Source organism: Sphingomonas sp. (genome assembly GCF_036402235.1).
GTDB lineage: Bacteria > Pseudomonadota > Alphaproteobacteria > Sphingomonadales > Sphingomonadaceae > Sphingomonas.
On sequence record NZ_DASWTG010000019.1, the window covers coordinates 1 to 22,656 of the forward strand.

Annotated in this window: 20 protein-coding genes; 8 read left to right on the forward strand and 12 right to left on the reverse strand. The window is 67.4% G+C overall.

Features of this window, described 5'->3' with window-relative positions; translation table 11 throughout:
- Positions 1 to 138: 138 nt before the first annotated feature.
- The 6 genes from VGD28_RS03080 to miaA all read right to left on the reverse strand — a co-directional run bounded on the left by VGD28_RS03080 (position 139) and on the right by miaA (position 6,744).
- Entirely contained in the window at positions 139 to 558 is a 420-nt protein-coding gene (locus VGD28_RS03080) for a DUF4112 domain-containing protein (protein ID WP_331026866.1), read from the reverse strand.
- A gap of 11 nt (positions 559 to 569) precedes the next feature.
- Positions 570 to 2,030 (reverse strand): ABC transporter substrate-binding protein, encoded by a 1,461-nt coding sequence (locus tag VGD28_RS03085; RefSeq protein ID WP_331026867.1) that lies wholly within the window; start codon positions 2,028 to 2,030, stop codon positions 570 to 572.
- A gap of 216 nt (positions 2,031 to 2,246) precedes the next feature.
- Positions 2,247 to 3,266 carry a ketol-acid reductoisomerase gene (ilvC, locus tag VGD28_RS03090; RefSeq protein ID WP_331027046.1) on the reverse strand — a complete coding sequence of 340 codons (1,020 nt, stop codon included), beginning with the start codon at positions 3,264 to 3,266 and terminating at the stop codon, positions 2,247 to 2,249.
- A 115-nt stretch (positions 3,267 to 3,381) separates the two neighbouring features.
- Positions 3,382 to 3,897 (reverse strand): acetolactate synthase small subunit, encoded by a 516-nt coding sequence (gene ilvN, locus VGD28_RS03095; protein WP_331027047.1) that lies wholly within the window; start codon positions 3,895 to 3,897, stop codon positions 3,382 to 3,384.
- A 100-nt stretch (positions 3,898 to 3,997) separates the two neighbouring features.
- Entirely contained in the window at positions 3,998 to 5,743 is a 1,746-nt protein-coding gene (locus VGD28_RS03100; RefSeq protein ID WP_331026868.1) for an acetolactate synthase 3 large subunit, read from the reverse strand.
- Positions 5,744 to 5,832: 89 nt separating this feature from the next.
- Positions 5,833 to 6,744: a tRNA (adenosine(37)-N6)-dimethylallyltransferase MiaA gene (gene miaA, locus VGD28_RS03105; RefSeq protein WP_331027048.1), complete on the reverse strand. Its 912-nt coding sequence runs from the start codon at positions 6,742 to 6,744 to the stop codon at positions 5,833 to 5,835.
- Between the two features lie 141 nt (positions 6,745 to 6,885).
- Between miaA and serB the strand changes: the two genes are divergently transcribed.
- A complete protein-coding gene (serB, locus tag VGD28_RS03110) occupies positions 6,886 to 7,767 on the forward strand; it encodes a phosphoserine phosphatase SerB (protein ID WP_331026869.1) in 882 nt (293 codons plus the stop codon).
- Positions 7,768 to 7,771: 4 nt separating this feature from the next.
- Here the strand turns inward: serB and VGD28_RS03115 are convergent, their stop codons facing one another.
- Entirely contained in the window at positions 7,772 to 8,710 is a 939-nt protein-coding gene (locus VGD28_RS03115) for an SPOR domain-containing protein (RefSeq protein WP_331026870.1), read from the reverse strand.
- Positions 8,711 to 8,925: 215 nt separating this feature from the next.
- On the opposite strand from VGD28_RS03115, the gene VGD28_RS03120 reads away from it, so the two are divergent.
- The 3 genes from VGD28_RS03120 to VGD28_RS03130 are packed head-to-tail and all read left to right on the forward strand — an operon-like array spanning position 8,926 to position 11,574.
- Entirely contained in the window at positions 8,926 to 9,639 is a 714-nt protein-coding gene (locus tag VGD28_RS03120; protein ID WP_331026871.1) for a ParA family protein, read from the forward strand.
- The gene (locus VGD28_RS03125) at positions 9,639 to 10,193 is read left to right on the forward strand and encodes a hypothetical protein (RefSeq protein WP_331026872.1); all 555 of its coding nucleotides are present in this window, start codon (positions 9,639 to 9,641) and stop codon (positions 10,191 to 10,193) included. The genes VGD28_RS03120 and VGD28_RS03125 overlap by 1 nt, the downstream gene beginning before the upstream one ends.
- A gap of 16 nt (positions 10,194 to 10,209) precedes the next feature.
- Entirely contained in the window at positions 10,210 to 11,574 is a 1,365-nt protein-coding gene (locus VGD28_RS03130; RefSeq protein WP_331026873.1) for an SPOR domain-containing protein, read from the forward strand.
- Positions 11,575 to 11,628: 54 nt separating this feature from the next.
- Here the strand turns inward: VGD28_RS03130 and VGD28_RS03135 are convergent, their stop codons facing one another.
- From VGD28_RS03135 to VGD28_RS03155, 5 genes are all read right to left on the reverse strand, one after another.
- The gene (locus VGD28_RS03135; protein WP_331026874.1) at positions 11,629 to 12,837 is read right to left on the reverse strand and encodes a dihydroorotase; all 1,209 of its coding nucleotides are present in this window, start codon (positions 12,835 to 12,837) and stop codon (positions 11,629 to 11,631) included.
- A complete protein-coding gene (locus VGD28_RS03140; protein ID WP_331026875.1) occupies positions 12,834 to 13,826 on the reverse strand; it encodes an aspartate carbamoyltransferase catalytic subunit in 993 nt (330 codons plus the stop codon). The genes VGD28_RS03135 and VGD28_RS03140 overlap by 4 nt, the downstream gene beginning before the upstream one ends.
- Before the next feature lie 54 nt (positions 13,827 to 13,880).
- Positions 13,881 to 15,458, reverse strand: a complete 1,578-nt coding sequence (locus VGD28_RS03145; protein WP_331026876.1) for a S10 family peptidase — start codon at positions 15,456 to 15,458, stop codon at positions 13,881 to 13,883.
- 78 nt (positions 15,459 to 15,536) lie between these two features.
- Entirely contained in the window at positions 15,537 to 15,998 is a 462-nt protein-coding gene (gene ruvX / locus VGD28_RS03150; protein WP_331026877.1) for a Holliday junction resolvase RuvX, read from the reverse strand.
- Positions 15,999 to 16,082: 84 nt separating this feature from the next.
- Complete coding sequence (locus VGD28_RS03155) at positions 16,083 to 17,201, reverse strand: DUF3089 domain-containing protein (protein ID WP_331026878.1); 1,119 nt, start codon at positions 17,199 to 17,201, stop codon at positions 16,083 to 16,085.
- A gap of 112 nt (positions 17,202 to 17,313) precedes the next feature.
- Between VGD28_RS03155 and VGD28_RS03160 the strand changes: the two genes are divergently transcribed.
- From VGD28_RS03160 to gatB, 4 genes are all read left to right on the forward strand, one after another.
- Complete coding sequence (locus VGD28_RS03160; protein ID WP_331026879.1) at positions 17,314 to 19,074, forward strand: DUF4153 domain-containing protein; 1,761 nt, start codon at positions 17,314 to 17,316, stop codon at positions 19,072 to 19,074.
- Positions 19,075 to 19,117: 43 nt separating this feature from the next.
- Positions 19,118 to 19,405, forward strand: a complete 288-nt coding sequence (gene gatC / locus VGD28_RS03165) for an Asp-tRNA(Asn)/Glu-tRNA(Gln) amidotransferase subunit GatC (protein WP_075151954.1) — start codon at positions 19,118 to 19,120, stop codon at positions 19,403 to 19,405.
- Positions 19,406 to 19,508: 103 nt separating this feature from the next.
- Positions 19,509 to 20,993: an Asp-tRNA(Asn)/Glu-tRNA(Gln) amidotransferase subunit GatA gene (gene gatA / locus VGD28_RS03170; RefSeq protein ID WP_331026880.1), complete on the forward strand. Its 1,485-nt coding sequence runs from the start codon at positions 19,509 to 19,511 to the stop codon at positions 20,991 to 20,993.
- Between the two features lie 97 nt (positions 20,994 to 21,090).
- Positions 21,091 to 22,551: an Asp-tRNA(Asn)/Glu-tRNA(Gln) amidotransferase subunit GatB gene (gene gatB / locus VGD28_RS03175; RefSeq protein WP_331026881.1), complete on the forward strand. Its 1,461-nt coding sequence runs from the start codon at positions 21,091 to 21,093 to the stop codon at positions 22,549 to 22,551.
- The last annotated feature ends 105 nt before the right edge of the window (positions 22,552 to 22,656 follow it).

A 22,656-nucleotide genomic window follows, 5' to 3' on the forward strand; every position in this document is an offset into this window, starting at 1 on the left:
CCGCTGCCGCAACACGCTCTCGCAAATCGTCAGAATAGGCTCGTGCCATCCCTGCTGGCCTCCTGCCAGCCAGCAGCTTGAATCACAATCACACCCTCTTGGGAATCCCCAATCGATTCAGCATAATCAGGACAGACTCTAGCTGTCGATGGTCGCGGTGCCCGGGTGGTGCCGGTCGAGATGCTTCTTGATGATCCTGAGGTTGCGGGTGTTCGAGCGGAAGAAGAAGTCCGCCGCGTCGCCCACGCCGGGGATCAGGCCGATCAGCCAGTCGAAGCCGACATTGCCCGCCATCCGCACCATCGCGCTCCTCGGCATGTTCAGGTTGCGCGCTTCCCAGATCATATAGGCACCCATCGCCGCCGCCACGACGTCGCCCGCCACCGGGATCAGGCCGAGCAACGCGTCGAACCCGACCGTCTGGCGCGTGCCCGGAATGGTCAGTGTGCGCTCGAGCAGCTTCTCCATCATCTCGATCCGGTAGCGTACTGAGACCGGATCGCTGCCGGTGTACGACACCCTTTCCGGTCCCTGGTCCATGCGCGTCGCTTCGGTCATCGGCTCGTCCTTCACTGCCCCGTCTCGCGTAGATGCGTCAGCGGGTGCCAGGCGCGGGCGTTGGGCTGGAAGGCGCGCAGGCGCAGCGCGACCAGCGACCAGCGCAGCGGCTGTGCGATCGGAATATAGGCGGCGTCCGTGGTCAGCGCCATGTCGGCGTCGGCGATGCGCTGGCTGCGGTCGGTCAGGGTCGGCGCATCGCGCGCCGCCTCGATCGCCTCCTTGAGCGGTGCGGGGCACAGGCGGCACGCCGTGACCAGATACCAGCGGCCGCTGTCATAGGGCGCCACCGCATCGATCAGCCGCAGATCGGCGTCGGCGTCCTCATCGACCTGTGCGGGACGCAGCCCCATATCGATCAGATCGCGCGCGATCCGGCTCCACAACAGCGTCGCGCCGGGATTGTGCGGCAGGGCCACGCGGATCGCGAGCGAACCCTCGGGATTTAGTGCGCGCCACGCGGCGACGCGGTTGCGTGCGGTCGTCTTGCGCGCGTCGAGCGGCAGCGCGGCCCATTCAGGGATCGCCGGATCACCCGCCGAATCGAGCCTGGCGGGAAGCAGCGTCTCGACCGGCTGCCATTCGGGGCGGAACAGGGCGGTCAGCGCCGCGCGGTCGATCGCCATCGCGATCGCAGCGCGATTCTCGGCCTTGGCCAGGAATCCGTCGCGCGACACGATCGCGAGACCAAACAGGCCGGCAGCGGGATCGATCCGGATGTTCGCCGGGGCGATCTCGGCATGGGCGAGCAGCGGCCAGTCGCGATAGCTGCCGCCGAGCACCAGATCGGATTCGCGCGCGGCGAAGCGCACGATCGCCTTCGCCGCACGCTCGCTGCGCAGCCGGACATTGTCAGCCGGATCGGGTTCCTCCGCCTCCTCGCGCGCCCGCGACGGATCGAAGCCCGGGCGGAGCAGCACCGGCCCCGTGCCGGATTCGACACGGAACGGCCCGGTTCCGGCGAGCGCCGGGCGGCGCAGGATCGCAAGCTCGGGCTGGGCGAACAGCTTGAGCAGATCGGGGCGGGGCCGTTTCAGCCGCACCTCCACGATCTGGGGTGTCATCTCGACGACCTCGTCGATCACCGCGACGAAGGGGGCAATGGCGATGCGGCTGCGCGTGTCGATCGCACGCTTGAGGCTGCTGACGACATCCGCCGCCGTGACCTGCTTGCCATCCGGCCACTCGGCCGAGCGCAGGCGAAAGATGTAGCTGCGGCCGCCGTCGATGACGATCCAGCGTTCGGCCAGCCCCGGCTCGATCCCTCCGCTCGCGTCGAACCGGACCAGGCCTTGCGCGGTGGAATCGAGCATGAGCCGGGTAGCGAAGCCCAGCTCGCTGCGGGCGGGATCGGCGAGCTTGGTGTCGCCACCGATCGCGCTCGCCACCACTGCGACGTCGTCGGGCCGCCGGTCGCACCCGCTCGCAAAAAACGCCAGTGCGAGAGCGAGGGGCATGGCGGCGCGGAGCATGTGTTCCGGTCTATGTGGCTGGGGCGGGGAATCCAACCCCGCCCCAGCATCCTCTCCGATCTTTCTAGCCTCAATCCTCCCCCGCCAGGGGGAGGTGGCGCGCGCAGCGCGACGGAGGGGGAGGAAGCACGTCGCCAGTGTTCTGGCATCTGCCCCCTCCGTCAGCTTCCAGCTGACACCTCCCCCTGGCGGGGGAGGATTTGCGTCCAGACCGGCTTAGTTCTTTTCCTTGTCCACCAGCTTGTTCGCGCCGATCCAGGGCATCATCGCGCGCAGTTCGCTGCCGACCGTTTCGATCTGGTGGCGCTTGGCGGCGATGCGCGAAGCCTTGAGCTCGGGCTGGCCGGCGCGGTTGTCGAGCACGAAGTCCTTGACGAAGCGGCCCGACTGGATGTCGGCGAGGACGCGCTTCATTTCCTTCTTGGTCTCTTCGGTGATGATGCGCGGGCCGGTCTTGATGTCGCCATATTCGGCGGTGTTCGAGATCGAGTAGCGCATGTTGGCGATGCCGCCCTCATACATCAGGTCGACGATCAGCTTGAGCTCGTGCAGGCACTCGAAATAGGCCATTTCGGGGGCATAGCCGGCCTCGACCAGCGTCTCGAACCCGGCCTGGACCAGCGCGGTGGCGCCGCCGCACAGCACGGCCTGCTCGCCGAACAGGTCGGTCTCGCACTCCTCGCGGAAGTTGGTCTCGATGATGCCCGAACGGCCGCCGCCCACGCCCGAGGCATAGGCCAGCGCCACGTCATGCGCATTGCCCGATGCGTCCTGATGGATCGCGATCAGGCAAGGGACGCCGCCGCCGCGGACATATTCGCTGCGCACCGTGTGGCCCGGGCCCTTCGGCGCGATCATGATCACGTCGATGTCGGCGGGCGCCTCGATTAGGCCGAAATGGATGTTGAGGCCGTGGGCGAAGGCGAGCGCCGCGCCGGGCTTCATATGGCCCTTGATGTCGTTCTCCCAGATCGCGGCCTGATGCTCGTCGGGGGCGAGGATCATCAGGATATCGGCCCATTGCGCGGCTTCGGTGGTCGACATCACCTTGAAGCCGGCGCCTTCGGCTTTCTTGGCCGTGGCCGAACCGGCGCGCAGCGCGATCGCGACTTCCTTGACGCCGCTGTCGCGCAGGTTCTGCGCATGGGCATGGCCCTGCGAACCATAGCCGACGATGGCGATCTTCTTGCCGGTGATCAGGTTCAGGTCGGCATCACGATCGTAATAGACACGCATTTTCTTCATTCCCTTTCGTAGTAGCTCGTCATCCCAGCGAAAGCTGGGATCTCTCGCTGCAAGCGCACGCTTGCCGCATGAGGCCCCAGCTTTCGCTGGGGCGACGGTGAAATTCTCAGGCCGCCTCTTTGCCCCGCGAGATCGCGACGATCCCGGTCCGGGCGACCTCGATCAGGCCGACCTCGCCCATCAGCTCGATGAACTTGTCGATCTTCTCGGTCGAGCCGGTCACCTCGAACACGAAGCTCGACGTGGTCGCATCCACCACCCGGGCGCGATACACATCGGCGAGGCGCAGCGCCTCGATCCGGTGATCGCCGGTGCCGGCGACCTTGACCAGCGCCAGCTCTCGCTCGACATGCTCGCCCTCGGCGGTCAGGTCGTGCACCTTGTGCACCGGCACCAGCCGGTCGAGCTGCGCGACGATCTGTTCGAGCGTCGCGGGGCTGGCCGAGGTGACGATAGTGATCCGGCTCACCGCCTTGTCCGATGTGATCTCGGACACGGTCAGGCTCTCGATATTGTATCCGCGCGCGGTGAACAGGCCCGCGATCCGGGCGAGAATGCCCGGCTCGTTGTCGACGATCACGGCAAGCGTATGCCGTTCGGCTTTCTCTTCCTTGATGTGCATCTTGTCCGTCACCCCAGCGAAAGCTGGGGTCTCCCCGATTTAGAGCGTGCGCTTGCCGCACCAGGCCCCGGCTTCCGCTGGGGCGACGAAGAGGCGCCCATCACACCAGCGCCTTGGCTTCGTCGTCCATTTCGCCGGAGACTTCGGCGGCCTGGAGCAGCATGTCGGTATGGGCGGCGCCCGATGGGATCATCGGGAAGCAGTTGGCGAGCTTCGCCACGCGGCAATCGACGATCACCGGCCCGTCATGGGCCAGCATCGCGGCGATGCCGTCGTCGAGCTGATCCTTGCCCTCGATGCGGATGCCCTTCCAGCCATAGGCTTCGCCGAGCTTCACAAAGTCCGGCAAGGCGTCGCTGTAACTCTCGGAATAGCGGCTGGAATAGGTCAGTTCCTGCCACTGGCGGACCATCCCCATATATTCGTTGTTGAGGATGAAGATCTTGACCGGCAGGCGGTACTGGGTCGCGGTCGCCAGCTCCTGGATATTCATCTGGATACTTGCCTCGCCGGCAATGTCGATCACCAGCGCGCCCGGATTGCCGAGTTGCGCGCCGATCGCCGCGGGCAGGCCATAGCCCATCGTGCCCAGCCCGCCGCTCGTCAGCCACTTGTTGGGGCTTTCAAAGTCGAAATGCTGCGCCGCCCACATCTGGTGCTGGCCGACCTCGGTGGTGATGATAGGCGCCTGATCCTTGGTCGCTTCCCACAGGGCACGGATCGCGCGCTGCGGCATGATCTCGTTGCTGTCCTCGGGGAAATCGAGGCAGCGCACCGCGCGCCAGCCCTCGATGCGGCTCCACCACTCCGACAGATCAGGCTTGGGATGCTGCCGCGCCTTCCAGATGCGGATCATGTCCTCCAGCGCATGGCCGACATCGGCGACGATCGGCAGATCGACGCGCACCGTCTTGTTCATCGACGAGCGGTCGATATCGATATGGATCTTGCGCGCATGCGGCGCGAAGGCGTCGAGCCGGCCGGTCACGCGATCGTCGAACCGCGCGCCGATCGCAACGATCAGGTCGGCCTGGTTCATCGCATAATTGGCTTCGTAGGTGCCGTGCATGCCGAGCATGCCCAGCCACTGGTCGGACGAGGCCGGGAAGGCGCCAAGGCCCATCAGGGTCGAGGTGACCGGCGCGCCCGTGATCCGCGCGAGTTCGCGCAGCAGCTGCGACGCCTGCGGACCCGAGTTGATGACCCCGCCGCCGGTATAGAACACCGGCCGCTCCGCCGCCGCCAGCATCTCGACCGCGGACTCGATCAGCGCCTTGTCCGCCTTGACCTGGGGACGGTAGGTCTTGTGCTGGATCGGGCCGGGCTTCTGATAGCGCGCGGTGGCGATCTGGACGTCCTTGGGGATGTCGATCACGACTGGGCCGGGGCGGCCCGATGTGGCGATATGGAACGCCTCATGGACGATGCTGCCCAGATGCGCCGGATCCTTCACCAGATAATTATGCTTGGTGCAGTGGCGCGTGATGCCGACCGTGTCTGCCTCCTGGAACGCGTCCGATCCGATCAGGTGCGAGGGCACCTGGCCGGTGATGACGACCATCGGGATCGAATCCATCAGCGCATCGGTGATGCCGGTGACGGCATTGGTCGCGCCCGGGCCGGAGGTGACGAGCACCACGCCCGGCTTCCCCGTGGCGCGGGCATAGCCCTCCGCCGCATGGGTCGCCGCCTGCTCGTGGCGGACCAGGATGTGGCGAATCTTCTTCTGCTGGAAGATCGCATCGTAAATGGGAAGTACGGCGCCTCCGGGATAGCCGAAGATGACTTCCACACCGAGGTCGTTGAACGCCTCGATCAGGATGTCTGCTCCGCTTTTCTCGGTCACTGTACGTCTCCTCTGGTTTTTCCGCGCTGCAGTAGCAGTTGGGGAAGGGCGCTGCTATGCGTATGAAAACTACGTGTCAAGCGTAAAGATTATAAGAATCGTGCAAAATTGGCGATCTGTTTGGAAATATCTGTCGAAATCGCACGCGGCCAGTCGGCCGGGGGCTGGTGCCGCAGCCAAGTATACTGACGCTTGGCATATTGCCGCGTCGCCGCCAGCGCGCGCTCCAACGCTTCGTCGCGGGTGAGTGAGCCCTCTAGAAATGCTGCGATTTGTGTTACGCCGATCGCGCGCCGGACCGGCGCGTTTGCCGGGATGTCGCTGCGTTGCAGCAAGGCGTGGACCTCGTCGATCGCGCCGTCGCCGAACATCGCGTTCAGGCGGCGGTCGCAGCGCTCCGCGAGCCAGGCGCGGTCCGGGAGCAGGATCAGCGGGGCGAGATCGATCGAGTTGCCGATCCCGCCAACACGCTCGGCCTGCCACGCGGCAAGCGTACGGCCGGTCGAGCGCACCACTTCCAGCGCGCGGGCGACCCGTGTCGTGTCGTGCGGGTTGAGACGGCCGGCGGCTTCGGGATCGGCCTGTTCGAGAAGGCGGTGCGCCTCCGCCACCGGCATAGCGCGCACTTCGACACGGACCGCCGGATCGATTTCGGGCACCGGTGCGATCCCGTCGAGCAGGGTTCGGATATACATGCCCGTCCCGCCCGCGAGGATGGGCAGGCTGCCGCGCAGGTGCGCCGCTGCGATCTCCGCCTTCGCTTCCTCTGCCCAACGCGCGGCGGAGTAATCCTCGGTCCCGGTGACATGGCCGAACAGTCGGTGGGCTGCCTGGGCTTCCTCCTCGGGCGAGGGCCGTGCGCTGAGTACCCTCAGCTCGGCATAGACCTGCGCCGAATCCGCATTGATCACCGTCCCGCCGGTTCGCCGCGCGAGCGCGATCGCCAACGCGGACTTGCCGCTGGCGGTCGGGCCTGCAATGAGCGCGACCCGCGGGCGCATCGCGCTCAACACCAACCCTCCGTTCGCCCTGAGCTTGTCGAAGGGCTGTCCTTTTCTTTGCCGTGAAGAAAGAACAGTGCTTCGACAAGCTCAGCACGAACGGGAAAGGGGCGCTTGCCCCGACCGGTCCAAGAGAGAGCCATGGCATACATCGCAACCCTGATAGCAGCGGATACGCTTTCCGCGGGCGATATTTCCTCCGCGCAGGACAAGCTGCACGATGTCGGCTGCCTTCCGGGCACCATCGCCGAGCTTGAGACGGGCAGGGCGGCAGACATCGCCTTCGCCGAGCATCCGGATCAGGCCCGCGCCGTGCTGGAGGGCGGGTTCGATCGCGTGGACGTGGTCGTCCAGCCAGCGGCCAACCGCCGCAAGCGCCTGCTGGTCGCCGACATGGACTCCACCATGATCACCGTCGAGTGCATCGACGAGCTCGCCGACTATGCCGGGATCAAGCCGCAGATCGCCGAAGTCACCGAAGCGGCCATGCGCGGTGAGCTGGACTTCGCCGCCGCGCTCGACGCCCGGGTGGCATTGCTCAAGGGACTCGGTGCCGATGCGATCGACCGCTGCCTGGCCGAGCGGGTGCAACTGATGCCCGGCGCGCGCGCGCTGGTGCAGACGATGAAGGCCAATGGCGCAACCGCAATTCTCGTCTCCGGCGGCTTCACCCGTTTCGCGCAGCCGGTGGGCGAGCAGATCGGCTTCGACCGCGTGATCGCCAACGAGTTGCTGGTCGAAGCCTCGGCGCTGACGGGCGCGGTGACCAAACCGATCGTCGATTCATCGACCAAGGAGACGACCCTGCTCAATGCGATGGCTGAGCTGGGCCTCAACGCCGGCGCGACGATGGCGGTGGGCGACGGCGCCAACGACCTTGCGATGATCAGGAAGGCAGGCCTCGGCGTCGCCTATCACGCCAAGCCGATCGTCGCCGCAGCCGCGGGCGCGCGGATCGACCATAACGACCTGACGGCATTGCTCTACGCGCAGGGCATCCCGCGCACCGAGTGGGTGAACTGATCGCCTAGTTCCGTACCGGCACGCAGGGGCTGACCCCGCGGCAGGCGCCGCTCGCCTCGCCGCTGGAAGCGAACGGGCCGACCAGCACCCGGGTGAGCTTGCCGGCCTTCACATACGAGACCTGCCGCCCCGGAAATCGCCCGCCCATCTGCGCGCCGAGGCGGCGGGCGTTGCCCGGATCGCCGAACGCGCCGAGCTGAAGCTTCCAGCCGCCGTCGCGCACCGGCGCAGGCTTGGGCGGCTGGGCCGCGGGTGCGCTCTGGCGCGGCGCGGGCTTGACGATCGGCGGCGCGGGGCGGGTCTGCGCGGTTTGGGATGGGCGCGGAGCAGGGGTTTCGACCCGCGAGGCGGGCGTGCTGGCGGGGGATTGCACGACCGCCGCGACCTGCGGCCGTCCGGCGTCGCGCTCATATTGCCGGGCGAGTTCGAGTGCCTTCTGCCGGTCCGCCAGCGGGATGTGGCGATCCATCTGCGCCTGCGCGGTCGAGGCTTGCCGCATCCCCTGCGCCGCGGCGCGCACCGTCAGCGCATAGCCGCGGATCCAGTCGCGCTCCACGCCGTCGCCGTTGAAGTACATCGTGCCCAGCACATATTGCGCGCGCTGCTCGCCCCGGCCCGCGGCCTTGTTCAGCCATTCGGCGGCCTGCGCGCGCTTGTTGTTCTCGAACAGGGTCAGGCCATAGCTTTCTTCGGCCTGCGGGTGCCCTTGCAGCGCGGCCTTGCGATACCATTCCTCCGCCATCGCCAGATCGACGGGCACGCCGCGGCCCAGCTTGTACGCCTGGCCCATGTTGAACTGCGCGTCGGGATCGCCCGCCGCCGCCGGGCCGCGCCATTCGGCGAGCGCCTTCTTGTAGTCGCCGCGCTGCCAGGCATCGACACCGGCCTTCACATCGGCCAGGGCAGGCGCGGCCGGCAGCGCCGCCGCCAGCAGGGTCGTCAAGGAAATCGCCAAGGAAATCGTACGCATACCGCCAGTCCCCGCTCGCATCGGCATCGCGTGAATAATGCCAGTTAACCATGCTGTGGCCAAGCAATGCTTGAGCAAGCGTTAAACCGGCCCCGAAACGAGCGGCGCGTCGCTGCCGCGCCATTAACCGCTTCTTAGTTTCCCACTGGCATCCCAGTGTCGGGCAACCGGGATTTTCAGAGGGGTAGATGCGCGTACTCGCGATGGCATCACAAAAGGGCGGATCGGGTAAGACCACGCTCAGCGGGCACCTTGCGGTGCAGGCGCAGCGCGCGGGCCACGGCCCGGTCGTGCTGATCGACATCGATCCCCAGGGCTCGCTGTCGGACTGGTGGAACGAGCGCGAGACGGATTTCCCCGCCTTCGCGCAGACCACCGTCGCCCGGCTCGCCGCCGACCTCGAAGTGCTGCGCCAGCAGGGCTTCCGGCTGGCGGTGATCGACACGCCCCCCGCCATCACCATGGCGATCCAGAGCGTCATCCAGGTCGCCGAGCTGATCGTCATTCCCACCCGCCCGTCGCCGCACGATCTGCGCGCGGTCGGCGCCACGGTCGATCTGTGCGATCGCGCGGGCAAGCCGCTGATCTTCGTGGTCAACGCCGCCACGCCCAAGGCCAAGATCACCAGCGAGGCCGCGGTCGCGCTGTCGCAGCACGGCACCGTCGCACCGGTCACGCTCCACCAGCGCACCGACTTCGCCTCGTCGATGATCGATGGCCGGACGGTGATGGAGATCGATCCGAACGGCAAGTCGGCGCTCGAGGTCACCGCGCTCTGGTCGTATATCGGCGACCGGCTCGAGAAGAATTTCCGCCGTACCGTGTTCACCGCGCCCGCCGCGACGCATGTCGCGTTCGCCGGGCGTCCGCAGGGTGGCTTCGGCCGCCGGGTGGTGAGCTGATGTTCGGTTCGGCCAAACCCACCGCCTCGCTCTCCTCGGGCCTGCTGGCCCGCAAGGGGCAGGCCCGCCCCGCGATGCGCCCGCAGGGCTTTGTCGGCCTCAATCCGGGCACTTCGCTCGACGATCTGGGCTGGAACGACATGGGCTTCGAGTCCGCGCCCGTGAGCCACGAGATGCCGCCGGTTCTCGCCCAGCGCAACGCGCTCGCCGAGGAGTTCGCGCCCGTGTCGCAGGCTCAGCCCGAGCCGCAGCCGGTCGCCGTGCAACCGCAACCGATCGCGCAGCCCGTGCCGGTCGTCGAGGCCGCGCCCGCGCCGCGGCCCGTCTCGACCGCCACCGCCGCCCGCATCGGGCGTGAGGTCGCCTCGAAGAAGGGCAAGGCCGCGTTCACGCTGCGGCTCGACACCGATCGCCATCTCAAGCTGCGTCTTGCCTCGGCGCTGTCGGGCCGTTCGGCCCAGCAGCTCGTCACCGAAGCGCTCGACGCGTTTCTCGACACATTGCCCGAAGTGGGGGCGCTGGCTGACCGGCTCCCCGCGGGCAAGGCTCGCTGACCTGGGGATTGGAGCCATGAACGCACGTCGTTTTATCACCATCGGGGTCTCGGCCCTGGTGCTTGGTGCACCGGTCGTCGGCGGGCCGTCGCTGATCGGCGGTCTTGCCGTCGCCAGCGATGCCGTCGCGCAGGATGCGAAGGAAGCCGCGAAGCAGGCCAGGGCGGCGCGTAGGGCGCTCAAGGCCGACAATGCGCAAAAGGCCGTGACGCATGCCGAAGCGGCCGTCGCGTTCGATCCCAGGAACGGCGAGTATCGCCAGCTTCTGGGTGAAGCCTATCTCTTTGCCGGTCGCTTCGTTTCGGCCTCGCAGGCGCTGGGCGAGGCGCTCTCGCTCGATCCCGCCAATGGCCGCACCGCGCTCAATCTCGCGCTCGCGCAGATCGCGGTGGGCGAGTGGAGCACCGCGCGCCAGACGCTCGAAACCCATGCCGGCAGCATTCCCGCCAGCGATCGCGGTCTCGCGCTCGCGCTGGCGGGTGACCCTGCCACGGCGGTTCAGGTCCTGTCCGCGGCCGCGCGGCAGCCCGACGCCAATGCCAAGACCCGCCAGAACCTCGCGCTCAGCCTCGCCCTTGCCGGCCAGTGGCAGCAGGCGCGCGCGGTCGCCGGGGTCGATGTCTCGCCCAGCCAGCTCGATGCGCGCATGCTGCAGTGGGTCAGCTTCTCGCGCCCGCAGAACGCCTATGATCAGGTCGCCTCGCTGCTCGGCGTCACGCCGGCTGCCGATCGCGGCCAGCCCGAGCAGCTCGCGCTGGCCCGCTCGATGACCACCGCGGTCGCGGCCCAGCAGGTCGCCGAGCCGGTCGACGCCTACATGCCCGACACCGGCGTTGCCACTGCGGCCGCGGTCGCCGCGCCGGCAGCCACCGCCGTCGATACCGCGATGAAGGGCGTGGAAGTTGCCCCGGCGATCACCGCGCCCAGCGGCCAGCAGATCGTGTTCGCGCCGCGGCAGGAAATCGTCCAGGCGATCCCGGTCGCGGCAGCAGTAAAGCCTGCCATGGCCCGGGTCGAAACCGGCGCGCGCAAGCCGCTGGAGATCGCGGTCAAGGCGCCCGCTGACGCGTTCAAGCCCGGCAAGGGCAGCTGGTTCGTCCAGCTTGGCGCCTATGACAATGCGGGCGTCGCGCAGGATGCGTGGGGCCGTGCGGTCCGCCGCACGCCTGCCCTTAAGGGGCTGACACCGTCCAGCGCCAGCGTCACCACCGGTGCAGGCAGCTTCCAGCGGCTCGCGGTGGGCGGATTCGACCGCGCCGGTGCCGATACGCTGTGCCGCAAGGTGCGCGCGGGCGGGGGCAATTGCTTCGTCCGCTCGGGTGCGGGCGACAGGACGGCGAGTTGGGTCAAGCCAGCTCGCACGCAGGTTGCTTCGCGCTAAGCACGCATCAAGAAAAAAGGGGGAAGGCCGGGTTCACGCCCGGCCTTTTCCGTTTCAGCCGATCTCGGTGCCGCCCTTGAACAGCCGTACCGCCTTGCCCTGGACGGGCAGGCCGTCGAAAGGGGTGTTGCCCGCTTTACCGGCCACGCGGTCGGAATCGATCTGCCAGGGAGCCTCGGGGTCGATCAGCACGAGATCCGCCGGCATGCCGGGGGCGAGCGCTCCGGCTTCGATCCCAAGCAGTTTCGCAGGGTTGCTCGCAACCAGTGCGAACAGGCGATCGAGCGAAATGCGGTCGTCGCGGACCAAGCCCAGGCCCAGCGTCAGCAGCGTCTCCGCGCCCGCCATGCCGGGGGTCGCGTCAGCGAAGGGCAGGCGCTTCTCCTCCGGCCCGCGCGGATCGTGGCTCGAGCAGAGGATGTCGATCGTCCCGTCCGCCAGCGCCGCCAGCGCCGCCAGTCGGTCGCTCTCGTCGCGCAGCGGCGGGGAGAGGCGGGCGAAGGTGCGGAAATCGGTGACGTTGATGTCCGACAGCAGCAGGTGTGCCGGCGTGATGCCGCAGGTGACGGGCAGCGCGCGATCCTTGGCGCGGCGGATCAGATCGAATCCCGCCGCGGTGGTCACCTGGCGGAAATGGATCGCCGCGCCGGTCTGCTCGACCAGCATCAGGTCGCGCGCGATCGCCAGCGCTTCGGCGATTGCCGGTGCTGAAGGAAGGCCGAGTCGGGTTGCGGTCTCGCCCTCGGTCGCGACGGCCTGCCCGGCAAGCCCGGCATCCTCGGCATGCGCGATCACGGTCAGTCCGCAGTCGCGCGCATAGGCGAGCACGCGGCGCATCACACCCGAATCCGCGATCCAGCGGCGGCCGGTGGAGACGGCGCGCGCACCGGCGTCGGCGTTGATCGCGAACTCGGCGAGGTCGGTGCCCTCCAGCCCGCGCGTCGCCGCGGCGATCGGATGGACCCACAGCTCGGGCTTGCCCATGTCGGCGGCGCGCTGGACGATGCCGGGGCCGTCGAGCACCGGCGACTGATCGGGCATCAGCCCGATGCGCGCGATCCCGCCCGCACGGCACGCCGCCTTGTCCATGGCGAAGGCGCCGAGGTCGATCAGGGCAGGGGCGAGCAGCTTGTCGCCACAATCGATCACCTGCGCGTCGTCGGGCGCCTTGGCGGCAATTTCGTGATTGGCGACGTAAAGCTCGCCCGCATATTCGCCGCCCTCAGGGCAGACCAGCCGGGCGTTCTTGAAGATCAGGTTCATGCCCAGCCCTCCACGCCGCGCGCGCGCCGGGTCAGCACGTCGAGGCAGGCCATGCGCACCGCGACGCCCATCTCGACCTGCTCGGTGATCGCCGAGCGTCCCGGCATGTCGGCGACGGAGGAATCGATCTCGACCCCGCGGTTCATCGGGCCGGGGTGCATCACCAGCGCATCGGGCTTGGCCCGCTTCAGCCGCTCTTCGGTGAGGCCGTAGTTGAGATGATATTCGCGCGTCGAAGGAATGTACGCCCCCGACATCCGCTCGTTCTGCAGGCGCAGCATCATCACCACGTCCGCGCCCTCGAGCGCCGCATCGAAATCGGTGTAAGAGGTGACGCCCATCTTCTCGATCGCGGCGGGCATCAGCGTCGAGGGCGCGACAACGCGGACCTCCGCCGCCAGCGCGGTGAGCGCCAGGATGTTCGATCGCGCGACGCGGCTGTGCAGGATATCGCCACAGATCACCACGCGCTGGTGGGCGATGCTCCCGCGCCGCCGCCGGATCGTCAGCGCGTCGAGCAGCGCCTGCGTCGGATGTTCATGACTGCCGTCACCGGCGTTGAGCACCGGGCAATCGACCTTGTCGGCGATCAGTTGCACCGCGCCCGAGCTCATATGCCGGATCACGATCACGTCGGCGCGCATTGCGTTGAGCGTCATCGCCGTGTCGATCAGCGTCTCGCCCTTCTTCACGCTCGATTGTGCGGCGTGCATGTTGACCACGTCAGCGCCCAGCCGCTTCCCCGCGATCTCGAACGACAGCAGCGTGCGGGTCGAATTCTCGAAAAAGGCGTTGATCTGGGTGAGGCCGTCGAGCCGGTGGTCGCTCTTGGCGCGGCTGCGATTGGCTTCGATCCATTGTTCCGCCTCGTCGAGGAGGAACAATATCTCGTGCGGCTGAAGCCCCGAAATACCCGTCAGGTGCGCGTGCGGAAACACGGCGCGCCCCTGAATCTGGGCGCCGGGGCGATGATCGATCGGCGGCTGCATTAAAGCCTGCGGTTAGCGCCGGAAAGACGGGGGCGCAAGCGCTCCCGCAGGCAATTACCCGCCCGGCTGGGTAGCCGGTCGGGGCGCGGGGCGGGTGGGGGCGGCCAGCACCTTGTCATACCAGCGGCCGAGGTCGGCGTGCATCTTCGCCAGCTCGTCAGGGTTCAAATACACCATGTGCCCGGCCTCATAATAGGTGAAGTCGATGTTCCGCTGCAGCGCCTCATCCAACAGCATGTGTGAAGCGTCGAACTCCGCACCGAAGAATGCGGTGGCGAAATCGTAATAGCCGTTCACGAACATCACCTTGAGATAGGGGTTGGTGCGCATCGTCCAGGCAAGGTCCAGCCCCGAATTGGGCGTGGTCTGCGGCTGCGTCGCATTAGGCGGGCGGTGGCTCCAGTCCCAGTTGAAGCCCGGCCCCCGCGCGGTCATGCGGTAGGGCAGCTCGGTCTTGTAGCCGAGCACCCGCGTCGCATAATCCTGGAACGTCGCCACGAACGCGCCCGAGATCGCGGTCGATGACGGGTCGTCCCCCGGGCTGTCGGCGTTCGCATCGGTCATGTTGAGCGTGTAGCGCGAATCGAGCCGGCCGATGGCGAGCCGCCGGTCGCGCAGCAGCTCGGTCTGGAAGTGCGACAGGTCGATGCGCAGGTCCGCGCGCAGGATGAAGGCTTCGCTGAGGCCGATATAGGCAGCCATCTGCTTCGCCACCGCCGCCTTCTCCTCCGCCGGGATGTTCGATCCCTTGGCGAGCGCCGTGGCGAGCGCGCCTGTGGTGAAGCCGCGCACCTCGTCGAGGAAGGCGCGCAGGTCGGCGGGGCGGTTGGGCAGCCGGTTATGATACCAGGCCGTCGCCGCCATCGTCGGGAACAGCGTCAGGTAATTCTGGTCGTAGCCCGACTGGCGCACGCCATAGTTCATGATCGTCGAGAACTGGACCATGCCGTTGAGGCTGATCCCCGCCTGCTCCAGCTTCGCCGCGACCACCGGGTTGCGCAGCGTGCCGTAGCTCTCCCCGAACAGCACCTTCGGGCTGCGCCAGCGGTTATTCTTGGCGATATAGCGTGTGATCGCCCGCGCAAATCCTTCGGCATCCTGGTCGACGCCCCAGAAGTCCTTGCCGGCCTTCTCGCCCAGCGGCCGCGACCAGCCCGCGCCGATCATGTCGATGAAGACCAGGTCGCTCTTGTCGATCAGCGAATAAGGGTTGGGGCCGAAGCCGTAGGGGGCGGGGCGGATATATTCGGGATTGGCGGTGGTAACGCGCACCGGCGCGAAGCTGCCCATGTGCAGCCAGATCGTCGGCGATCCCGGCCCGCCATTGTAGAAGAAGGTCACGGGGCGGTCCGCGCCGCCGCCGTCCTTCGTATAGGCCGTGTAGAAATAGCTGGCGGAGGGCTTCGCCTCGTCGTCGCGGATCGTCAGCGTGCCCGCGGTGGCGGTATAGGCGATGCGCTGCCCGGCCACGGTGACGCTGCCCTTGCTCACCGCGCTCTGCTCCTCGACCGGCGCGCGCACCTGCGCGGCCTCGGCTTCGGCCTTGGCGGAGAGAGGCGCTTCCTTGGCGGGCTTGTCCTGCGCGAGCGCAGGCAGAGCGAGGAAGGTGGCGGCGAGAAGCAACTGGCGCATGGAACCCCCGAGTCTTGAAGTTGCGCGACGCTGCCCGCTCCGGGGTGTCAGTGCAACATCGTCTCGCGGGAAACCGCTTCAACCGGTGGCCAGCGCGTCGATCGCCCCTTGCAGGATGTAGCTGGCGGCGAGCTTGTCGACCCGCTCGGCGCGCTTGGCGCGGGAGAGGTCCTCGGCGATCATCTGTCGCTCGACCGCCGCGGTCGACCAGCGCTCGTCCCACAGCAGCACCGGCAGCCCCATGTCCTCGACATTGCGGGCAAAGGCGCGGGTCGACTGCGTACGCGGGCTGTCGGTCCCGTCGAGGTTGAGAGGCAGGCCGATGACCAGCCCCTTCACCTGCTGCTCCCCGATCAGCGCTGCCAGCGCCGCCTTGTCCGCGGTGAACTTGGTTCGCTTGATCAGCAGCGCGGGGCTGGCGAACGACCAGCCCGCGTCGCACAAAGCCGTGCCGATCGTCTTGGTTCCGACGTCCAGCCCCAGCAGCCGCCCGCCTTGCGGCAGCGCCTCGCGGAACGCATTGCGATCGGTGGTGATCATCCTACTCTCCGTTCGCCCTGAGCTGTCGAAGGGCTGGTTCTTCTGTCGGCGGCCGACGTAACAATGTGCAGCGCTTCGACAAGCTTAGCCCGGACGGGCCGCCTTGAACGCCTTCAGCCGCCGCTCGGCATCGGCGCGGACATTCGCCCAGAACAGCGAATAGTCGAATACGTGATAGTTGTTGCCGGGCAGCACATACTGCCCGCCGATCCCTTCGGGCGGGCTGCCGATCATCAGCACGCCACGCCCCTCGCACCGCGCCGCCACCGCGTTCTTGTGGAGCACGGCGCTGGAGAAATCGGCGGAGGGGACGAGCGTGCCGAGATTGGCCGTCGCTTCGGCCGCCGTTCCCGGCGTGCCGGTGATCGGATTGGTGCAGATCATCGGCGTTCCCGCGCGCGCCGCGCCGGTGAACCCGTTCGATGCATCGAAGGTATCGAGCAGCAGCGAGGGATCGGCCGGCTCGGCGAAGCTCTGCCACGAGAGGATGCAGCCGGTCTGGTCGGCGGCGGTGCATTCCGCGAGGCCCAGCTTCGGCAGATCCGCGGTCTTCGACACGGGCCAGCCGACGACATAGGCCGCGACCACCCGTTTAGCGAGCGGCTTGCCCGCGATGCGGTCGTGCAGCAGCCGGGTCAGGTGAAGCGCACCCTGGCTGTGCCCCGCAAGGATGATCGGCCGGTCGCCCGCCTCGGCGAGGAACTGGTCGAACGCCGCAGACACGTCGCGATAGGCGAGGTCGAGCGCCTGCTGCGCATCAGCCTTGCTGGTCAGGAACGCGCCGAAGGTCGCCTGGCGATAACGCGGCGCCCACACTGCGCCCGCCCCGTTGAACGCGCTCGCCTGCCCACGCAGGAACAGCGCCGCGCGATCGTTCGCCTCCTTGTCCTCCAGCGGGGCATTCCAGTGCGCGCGGTTGAGGTAGGAGGTCGGATGGATGAAGAACACCGCGGCTTCCGGCGCCTTCGCCGCTTCATAGCCCGTGGGTGCCCACAATGCCGGATTGCCCGGCTTGTCGGGCCGCGCGAGCCACATCTCCGCGCGCTTGTAGCTGTCCGAGGGCAGCGCCGCGTGCGACTCGAACCGTCCGCCTGGCACCATCGCCTGCCGCAGCAGCTCGGCACCCCAGATTCGATAGGCAAAGGTTGCTGCAAGCGCGAGCACGATCAACACCGCCACGATATAGAGGAACTTGCGCGCCACTCCGGCTCCTATTGTGCAATGCAGCATATCTTGCTGCCGGGCAATCGCGTTCCGTTGCGCGATGGTTGCGAAGGATGCAACCTTGGATGACCGGACGGGGGAGGGCACGAGCATGGCGATTCGTATCGAGGATCAGGACGACCGCTGGCCGCTGCTGCCGTTTCTGCTGGCGGGGCTGGGCCTTGCCACCGGACTGATCGCGCACTGGATCATCGGTTCGGACTATCAGCCCCAGATCAGCGCGATCCGCCTTGCGCTGCTGAGCTTCGTCAGCGTCTCGGCGCTGGTGTTCGGCTTCGTCGTCATCCGTGAAGACCTGCGCCGCTCGGCGATCTTCGCGCTCGGATGCGGCGTGGTCGCGGCGCTGATCCTCTATTTCAACGGCGCGACATCCGGCTGGAGCAGTACCGAGGGGTGGCGCATGTTCAGCCTCGCGCTCGCCATCGGCATCGCCGCGCCGTTGTTCCAGGCGGGCCGCGAATCGGGCTTCCGGCCGATCTCCTATCCCGCCGCCTATGATCATGCCTGGACCAACGCGATCCTCTGGTGCCTCAGCTGGGCGTTCGTCGGCGTGACGATGCTGCTGTCGTTTCTGCTCGCGGCGTTGTTCCAGCTCATCGGAATCGAGTTCCTGAGCGATATCCTCCAGAAGGAATGGTTCTGGCGGCCGCTGATTGGCCTCGCCTTCGGCCTCGGCCTGGCTCTGCTCCGCGAGCATAGCCGGATCGTGTCGCTGCTTCAGAATGTCGCGATGTTGGTGCTGGGCGTGCTCGCGCCGGTGCTGGCGATCGGTCTCGGCCTGTTCCTTCTGTTCCTGCCCTTCACCGGGCTTCAGCCGCTTTGGGACGCGACCAAATCGACTACGCCGATCCTGCTCGGCTGCGTCGTCGGCGCACTGCTGCTGGTCAACGCCGTGCTGGGCAATGGCGCCGACGACGCCCCGCGCGCCCGTGTGCTGCGCTGGGCAGCGCTGATTCTGTCGCTGGTCATCTTCCCGCTCGCGGTCATCGCCCAGATCGCGACGGGGCTGCGGATCGGCCAATATGGCTACACGCCCGAGCGCCTGTGGGCACTCACCTTCGTGATCCTCGCCAGCGTCGTGGCGGTGGCCTATCTCGTCAGCGTCATCCGTGGCCGCGGGCGCTGGGCGGAGCGGGTGCGCGCGGTCAACCTCAACCTCGCCATTCTCACCTGCGGCGTCGCGCTGGTGCTGGCGACCCCGATCGTCAGCTTCAATGCGATCTCGACCCGTGATCAGGTCGCGCGGCTCGAATCGGGCAGGGTCAGCCCAGAGAAGTTTGACTGGCGCGCCCTGGCCTTCGACTTCGGCGAGCCGGGCCGCCGCGCACTCGAACGGCTCAAGAAGTCGGCCATCTCGGCAATTCGCACCAGGGCGGCCGAGGCTTTCTCCGCCAAGGATCGATGGGCGGCGTCCGACGGCATGCAGGCGATCAACGCGGAAGCGCTCGACAAGACGCTGCGCATCCTGCCCGTTGGAACCTCGCTTCCCCCCGATCTGCGTGCGGCGATCGCGGAGCGGTGGGAATGCCAACGCGAGCAATGCACGCTCACATTTCTGGACTCGAATCAAAGTGCGGTGCTGCTCGTCGATTCTTGCTTCGCGCTTCCCGCCGACGCGCCAAACACCATTGGTGCGCGGAAGGGCATCTATTGTGCCGCGAACGAGCCGCAACGTTTTATTCGCTCCGAAAACAAATGGATCAACTCGAATATGGTGAAGGCGCCTCCCCCGGGTGCCGGCGCCCAAGCCCGTGCCGTCGCGGGTCTCAAGGCCGGCGCGGTCGAGATCCGCAAGGTCGAGCGCCGTCAGGTCTTTGTCGGCGGTGAGCCGGTCGGCGACCCCTTCGAATAACCGCGCTTGATGGAATGGGGGCGTCGCTGCTAGGCGCGCCCTCATGTCCGTAGATACCGCAACCGTGAAGAAGGTCGCGAGCCTCGCGCGCATCGCGATCGACGATGCCGCTGCCGAGCGCCTCGTGCCCGAGCTCAACAACATCCTCGGCTGGATCGAGCAGCTGGGCGAGGTCGATACTTCGGCCGTCGAGCCGATGACCGCCGTCATCCCCAACACGCTGCGCCTGCGCGACGACGTCGTCACCGACGGCGGCATCCGCGACGAGGTTCTCGCCAATGCGCCGCTCGCCGAGCATGGCTTCTTCACCGTGCCGAAGGTGATCGAATGATGGCGGCACGGCATCATTCGATCATCCCGGGCTTGACCCGGGATCCAGAGTCGCAGGCGGGCCGCGTGTGGTCCTGGGCTCCTGCTTTCGCAGGAGAACATGCATGACCGATGTCACCACCCTCGGCGTCGCCGCGCTGCGCGACGGCGTCCGTTCGGGCGAATTCTCCGCGGTCGAGGTCGCCGACGCCTTCGTCGCCAAGGTGAGCGCCGCCAAGCAGCTCAACGCCTTCATCGTTGAAACGCCCGATCACGCGATCGCCGCCGCCAAGGCCGCCGACGCCGCGCGCGCCGCGGGCGAGACGCTCAAGCCGCTTGCCGGCGTGCCGATCGGCATGAAGGATCTGTTCTGCACCAGGGGCGTGCAGACCACCGCCGCCAGCCACATGCTGGAGGGGTTCAAGCCGGTCTATGAATCGACCGTCTCCCAGAAATTGTGGGACGCGGGCGCGGGCATGCTCGGCAAGCTCAACCTCGACCAGTTCGCGATGGGCTCGTCGAACGAGACCAGCTATTTCGGCAACGTCATTTCGCCGTGGCGGCGCAAGGACGGCGGCAACGCCGCGCTCGCGCCGGGCGGCTCTTCGGGCGGCAGCTCGGCGGCGATCAGCGCGCGGCTCGTGCCCGCGGCGACCGGCACCGACACTGGCGGCTCGATCCGCCAGCCCGCGGCCTTTACGGGCATCTCGGGCATCAAGCCGACCTATGGCCGTTGCTCGCGCTGGGGGGTGGTCGCCTTCGCTTCGTCGCTCGACCAGGCCGGGCCGATGGCGCGCGACGTGCGTGACTGCGCGATCATGCTCGAGGCGATGGCCGGCTTCGATCCCAAGGACGCGACCTCGCTCGACATGGCCGTGCCTGATTGGGAAGCGGCGCTCTCCGCCGACCTGCGCGGCAAGAAAGTCGGCATCCCGAAGGAGTATCGCGTCGACGGCATGCCGGCCGAGATCGAGGCGCTGTGGCAGCAGGGCATCGACTGGCTCAAGGACGCGGGCGCGGAGATCGTCGAGGTCTCGCTGCCGCACACCAAATACGCGCTCCCGGCCTATTACATCATCGCGCCCGCAGAGGCCTCGTCGAATCTCGCGCGCTATGACGGCGTGCGCTACGGCCAGCGCGACCTGCCCGAAGGCGCGAACCTGCAGGAAATGTACGCCGCGACCCGCGCCGCGGGATTCGGCCCGGAAGTGCAGCGCCGTATCCTGATCGGCACCTATGTGCTCTCGGCGGGTTTCTACGACGCCTATTACACTCAGGCGCAGAAGGTCCGCACGCTGATTGCGCGCGATTTCGAGCGTGCCTGGCTTGACTGCGACCTGCTGCTCACCCCGACGGCGCCCTCGGCGGCGTTCGCGCTGGGCGAGAAGTCGGCCGATCCGCTGGCGATGTATCTGAACGACGTATTCACCGTGCCGTCCTCGCTCGCGGGCATCCCGGCGATGTCGGTCCCCGGCGGACTCGACAAGGACGGGCTCCCGCTCGGCCTCCAGATCATCGGCAAGCCGTTCGACGAGCAGGGCGTGCTGGATGCCAGCCTCGCGATCGAGCAGCGGGCGGGATTCACGGCGAAGCCGGAGCAGTGGTGGTGAACTTCCTCCGTCACCCCAGCGAAAGCTGGGGTCTCGGGCGGCTTGGAACGACAATCGAGAAAGATCCCAGCTTTCGCTGGGATGACGGTGTAGGCAAATGACTGAATCAACCTACCGCATCAAAGGCGCAACCGGTGAGTGGGAGGTCGTGATCGGCCTCGAGGTCCACGCCCAGGTCACGTCCAACGCCAAGCTCTTCTCGGGCGCCGCGACCGAGTTCGGCGCCGAGCCGAACACGCAGGTGTCGCTGGTCGACGCCGCGATGCCCGGCATGCTCCCGGTGCCCAACCGCGAGTGCATCCGCCAGGCCGTCCGCACCGGCATGGCGATCGACGCGCAGATCAACAAATGGTCGCGCTTCGATCGCAAGAATTATTTCTACGCCGATCTGCCGCAGGGCTACCAGATCAGCCAGCTTTACCACCCGCTGGTGGGCGAGGGCGAGATTGAGATCGAGGTCGAAGGCGCCACCAAGACGATCGGCGTCGAGCGCATCCATGTCGAGCAGGATGCCGGCAAGCTGATGCACGACCAGCATCCGCGCCTGTCCTATGTCGACCTCAACCGCTCGGGCGTCGCGCTGATGGAGATCGTGTCGAAGCCCGACATGCGTTCGCCCGCCGAAGCAGGGGCTTACCTCTCGAAGCTCAGGTCGATCCTGCGCTATGTCGGCTCGTGCGACGGCAACATGGACCAGGGCTCGATGCGCGCCGACGTCAACGTCTCGGTCCGCAAGCCGGGTGAGCCGTTCGGCACGCGCACCGAGACCAAGAACGTCAACTCGGTCCGCTTCGTCATGCAGACGGTGGAGATCGAGGCGCTGCGCCAGATCGACGTGATCGAGAGCGGTGGCAAGATCGTCCAGGAGACTCGCCTGTTCGATCCAGACAAGGGCGAGACGCGGTCGATGCGCTCCAAGGAGGACGCGCACGACTATCGCTACTTCCCCGACCCCGACCTGCTACCGCTCGAGCTGGACGACGCGTTCCTCGACGAATGCCGCGCCTCGCTGCCCGAGCTGCCCGACGCCAAGCGCGCGCGCTACCTCGCGCTCGGCATCACGCCCTACAATGCCGGCGTGCTGACCGCCGAGGTCGAATCCGCGCGCTATTTCGACGCACTGCTCGAAGCCGGCGCCAAGGGCCCCGCCGCCGCCAACTGGGTCACCTCGGAGCTGTTCGGCGCGCTCAACCGCCTTGGCAAGGACATCGAGCACAGCCCGGTCTCGCCCCAGCAGGCGGCCGAGCTGCTCGGCCTCGTCGCCGAGGGCACGCTCTCCAACACGCTCGCCAAGCAAGTGTTCGAGATCATGCTCGAAACCGGCGGCAGCCCGGCGGCGATCGTCGAGGAGCGCGGCCTCAAGCAGACGTCGGACACGGGCGCGATCGAGGCGGTGATCGCCGAGGTGCTGGCGAAGAACCCCGGCCAGCTGGAGCAATATCGTGGCGGCAAGGAACAGCTGTTCGGCTTCTTCGTGGGGCAGACGATGAAGGCGATGGGAGGCAAGGCCAACCCGGGCGTGGTCAACGAGCTGCTGAAGAAGGCGCTCGACGGCTAGCAAATTTCCTGAAATCCTCCCCCGCCAGGGGGAGGTGTCAGCGCAGCTGACGGAGGGGGCGGATGCCAGAACGCCAAGGGCGTGCTTCCTCCCCCTCCGTCGCGC

Coding starts and splice junctions, on each gene's coding strand:
- VGD28_RS03085 (WP_331026867.1), bottom strand. CDS start 2,030: ATGCTCCGCGCCGCCATGCCCCTCGCTCTCGCACTGGCGTTTTTTGCG.
- ilvN (WP_331027047.1), bottom strand. CDS start 3,897: ATGCACATCAAGGAAGAGAAAGCCGAACGGCATACGCTTGCCGTGATC.
- VGD28_RS03130 (WP_331026873.1), top strand. CDS start 10,210: ATGAACGCACGTCGTTTTATCACCATCGGGGTCTCGGCCCTGGTGCTT.
- ruvX (WP_331026877.1), bottom strand. CDS start 15,998: ATGATCACCACCGATCGCAATGCGTTCCGCGAGGCGCTGCCGCAAGGC.
- VGD28_RS03140 (WP_331026875.1), bottom strand. CDS start 13,826: ATGCAGCCGCCGATCGATCATCGCCCCGGCGCCCAGATTCAGGGGCGC.
- VGD28_RS03160 (WP_331026879.1), top strand. CDS start 17,314: ATGGCGATTCGTATCGAGGATCAGGACGACCGCTGGCCGCTGCTGCCG.
- gatB (WP_331026881.1), top strand. CDS start 21,091: ATGACTGAATCAACCTACCGCATCAAAGGCGCAACCGGTGAGTGGGAG.
- VGD28_RS03120 (WP_331026871.1), top strand. CDS start 8,926: ATGCGCGTACTCGCGATGGCATCACAAAAGGGCGGATCGGGTAAGACC.
- VGD28_RS03080 (WP_331026866.1), bottom strand. CDS start 558: ATGACCGAAGCGACGCGCATGGACCAGGGACCGGAAAGGGTGTCGTAC.
- VGD28_RS03125 (WP_331026872.1), top strand. CDS start 9,639: ATGTTCGGTTCGGCCAAACCCACCGCCTCGCTCTCCTCGGGCCTGCTG.
- VGD28_RS03145 (WP_331026876.1), bottom strand. CDS start 15,458: ATGCGCCAGTTGCTTCTCGCCGCCACCTTCCTCGCTCTGCCTGCGCTC.
- gatC (WP_075151954.1), top strand. CDS start 19,118: ATGTCCGTAGATACCGCAACCGTGAAGAAGGTCGCGAGCCTCGCGCGC.
- VGD28_RS03135 (WP_331026874.1), bottom strand. CDS start 12,837: ATGAACCTGATCTTCAAGAACGCCCGGCTGGTCTGCCCTGAGGGCGGC.
- serB (WP_331026869.1), top strand. CDS start 6,886: ATGGCATACATCGCAACCCTGATAGCAGCGGATACGCTTTCCGCGGGC.
- gatA (WP_331026880.1), top strand. CDS start 19,509: ATGACCGATGTCACCACCCTCGGCGTCGCCGCGCTGCGCGACGGCGTC.
- miaA (WP_331027048.1), bottom strand. CDS start 6,744: ATGCGCCCGCGGGTCGCGCTCATTGCAGGCCCGACCGCCAGCGGCAAG.
- ilvC (WP_331027046.1), bottom strand. CDS start 3,266: ATGCGTGTCTATTACGATCGTGATGCCGACCTGAACCTGATCACCGGC.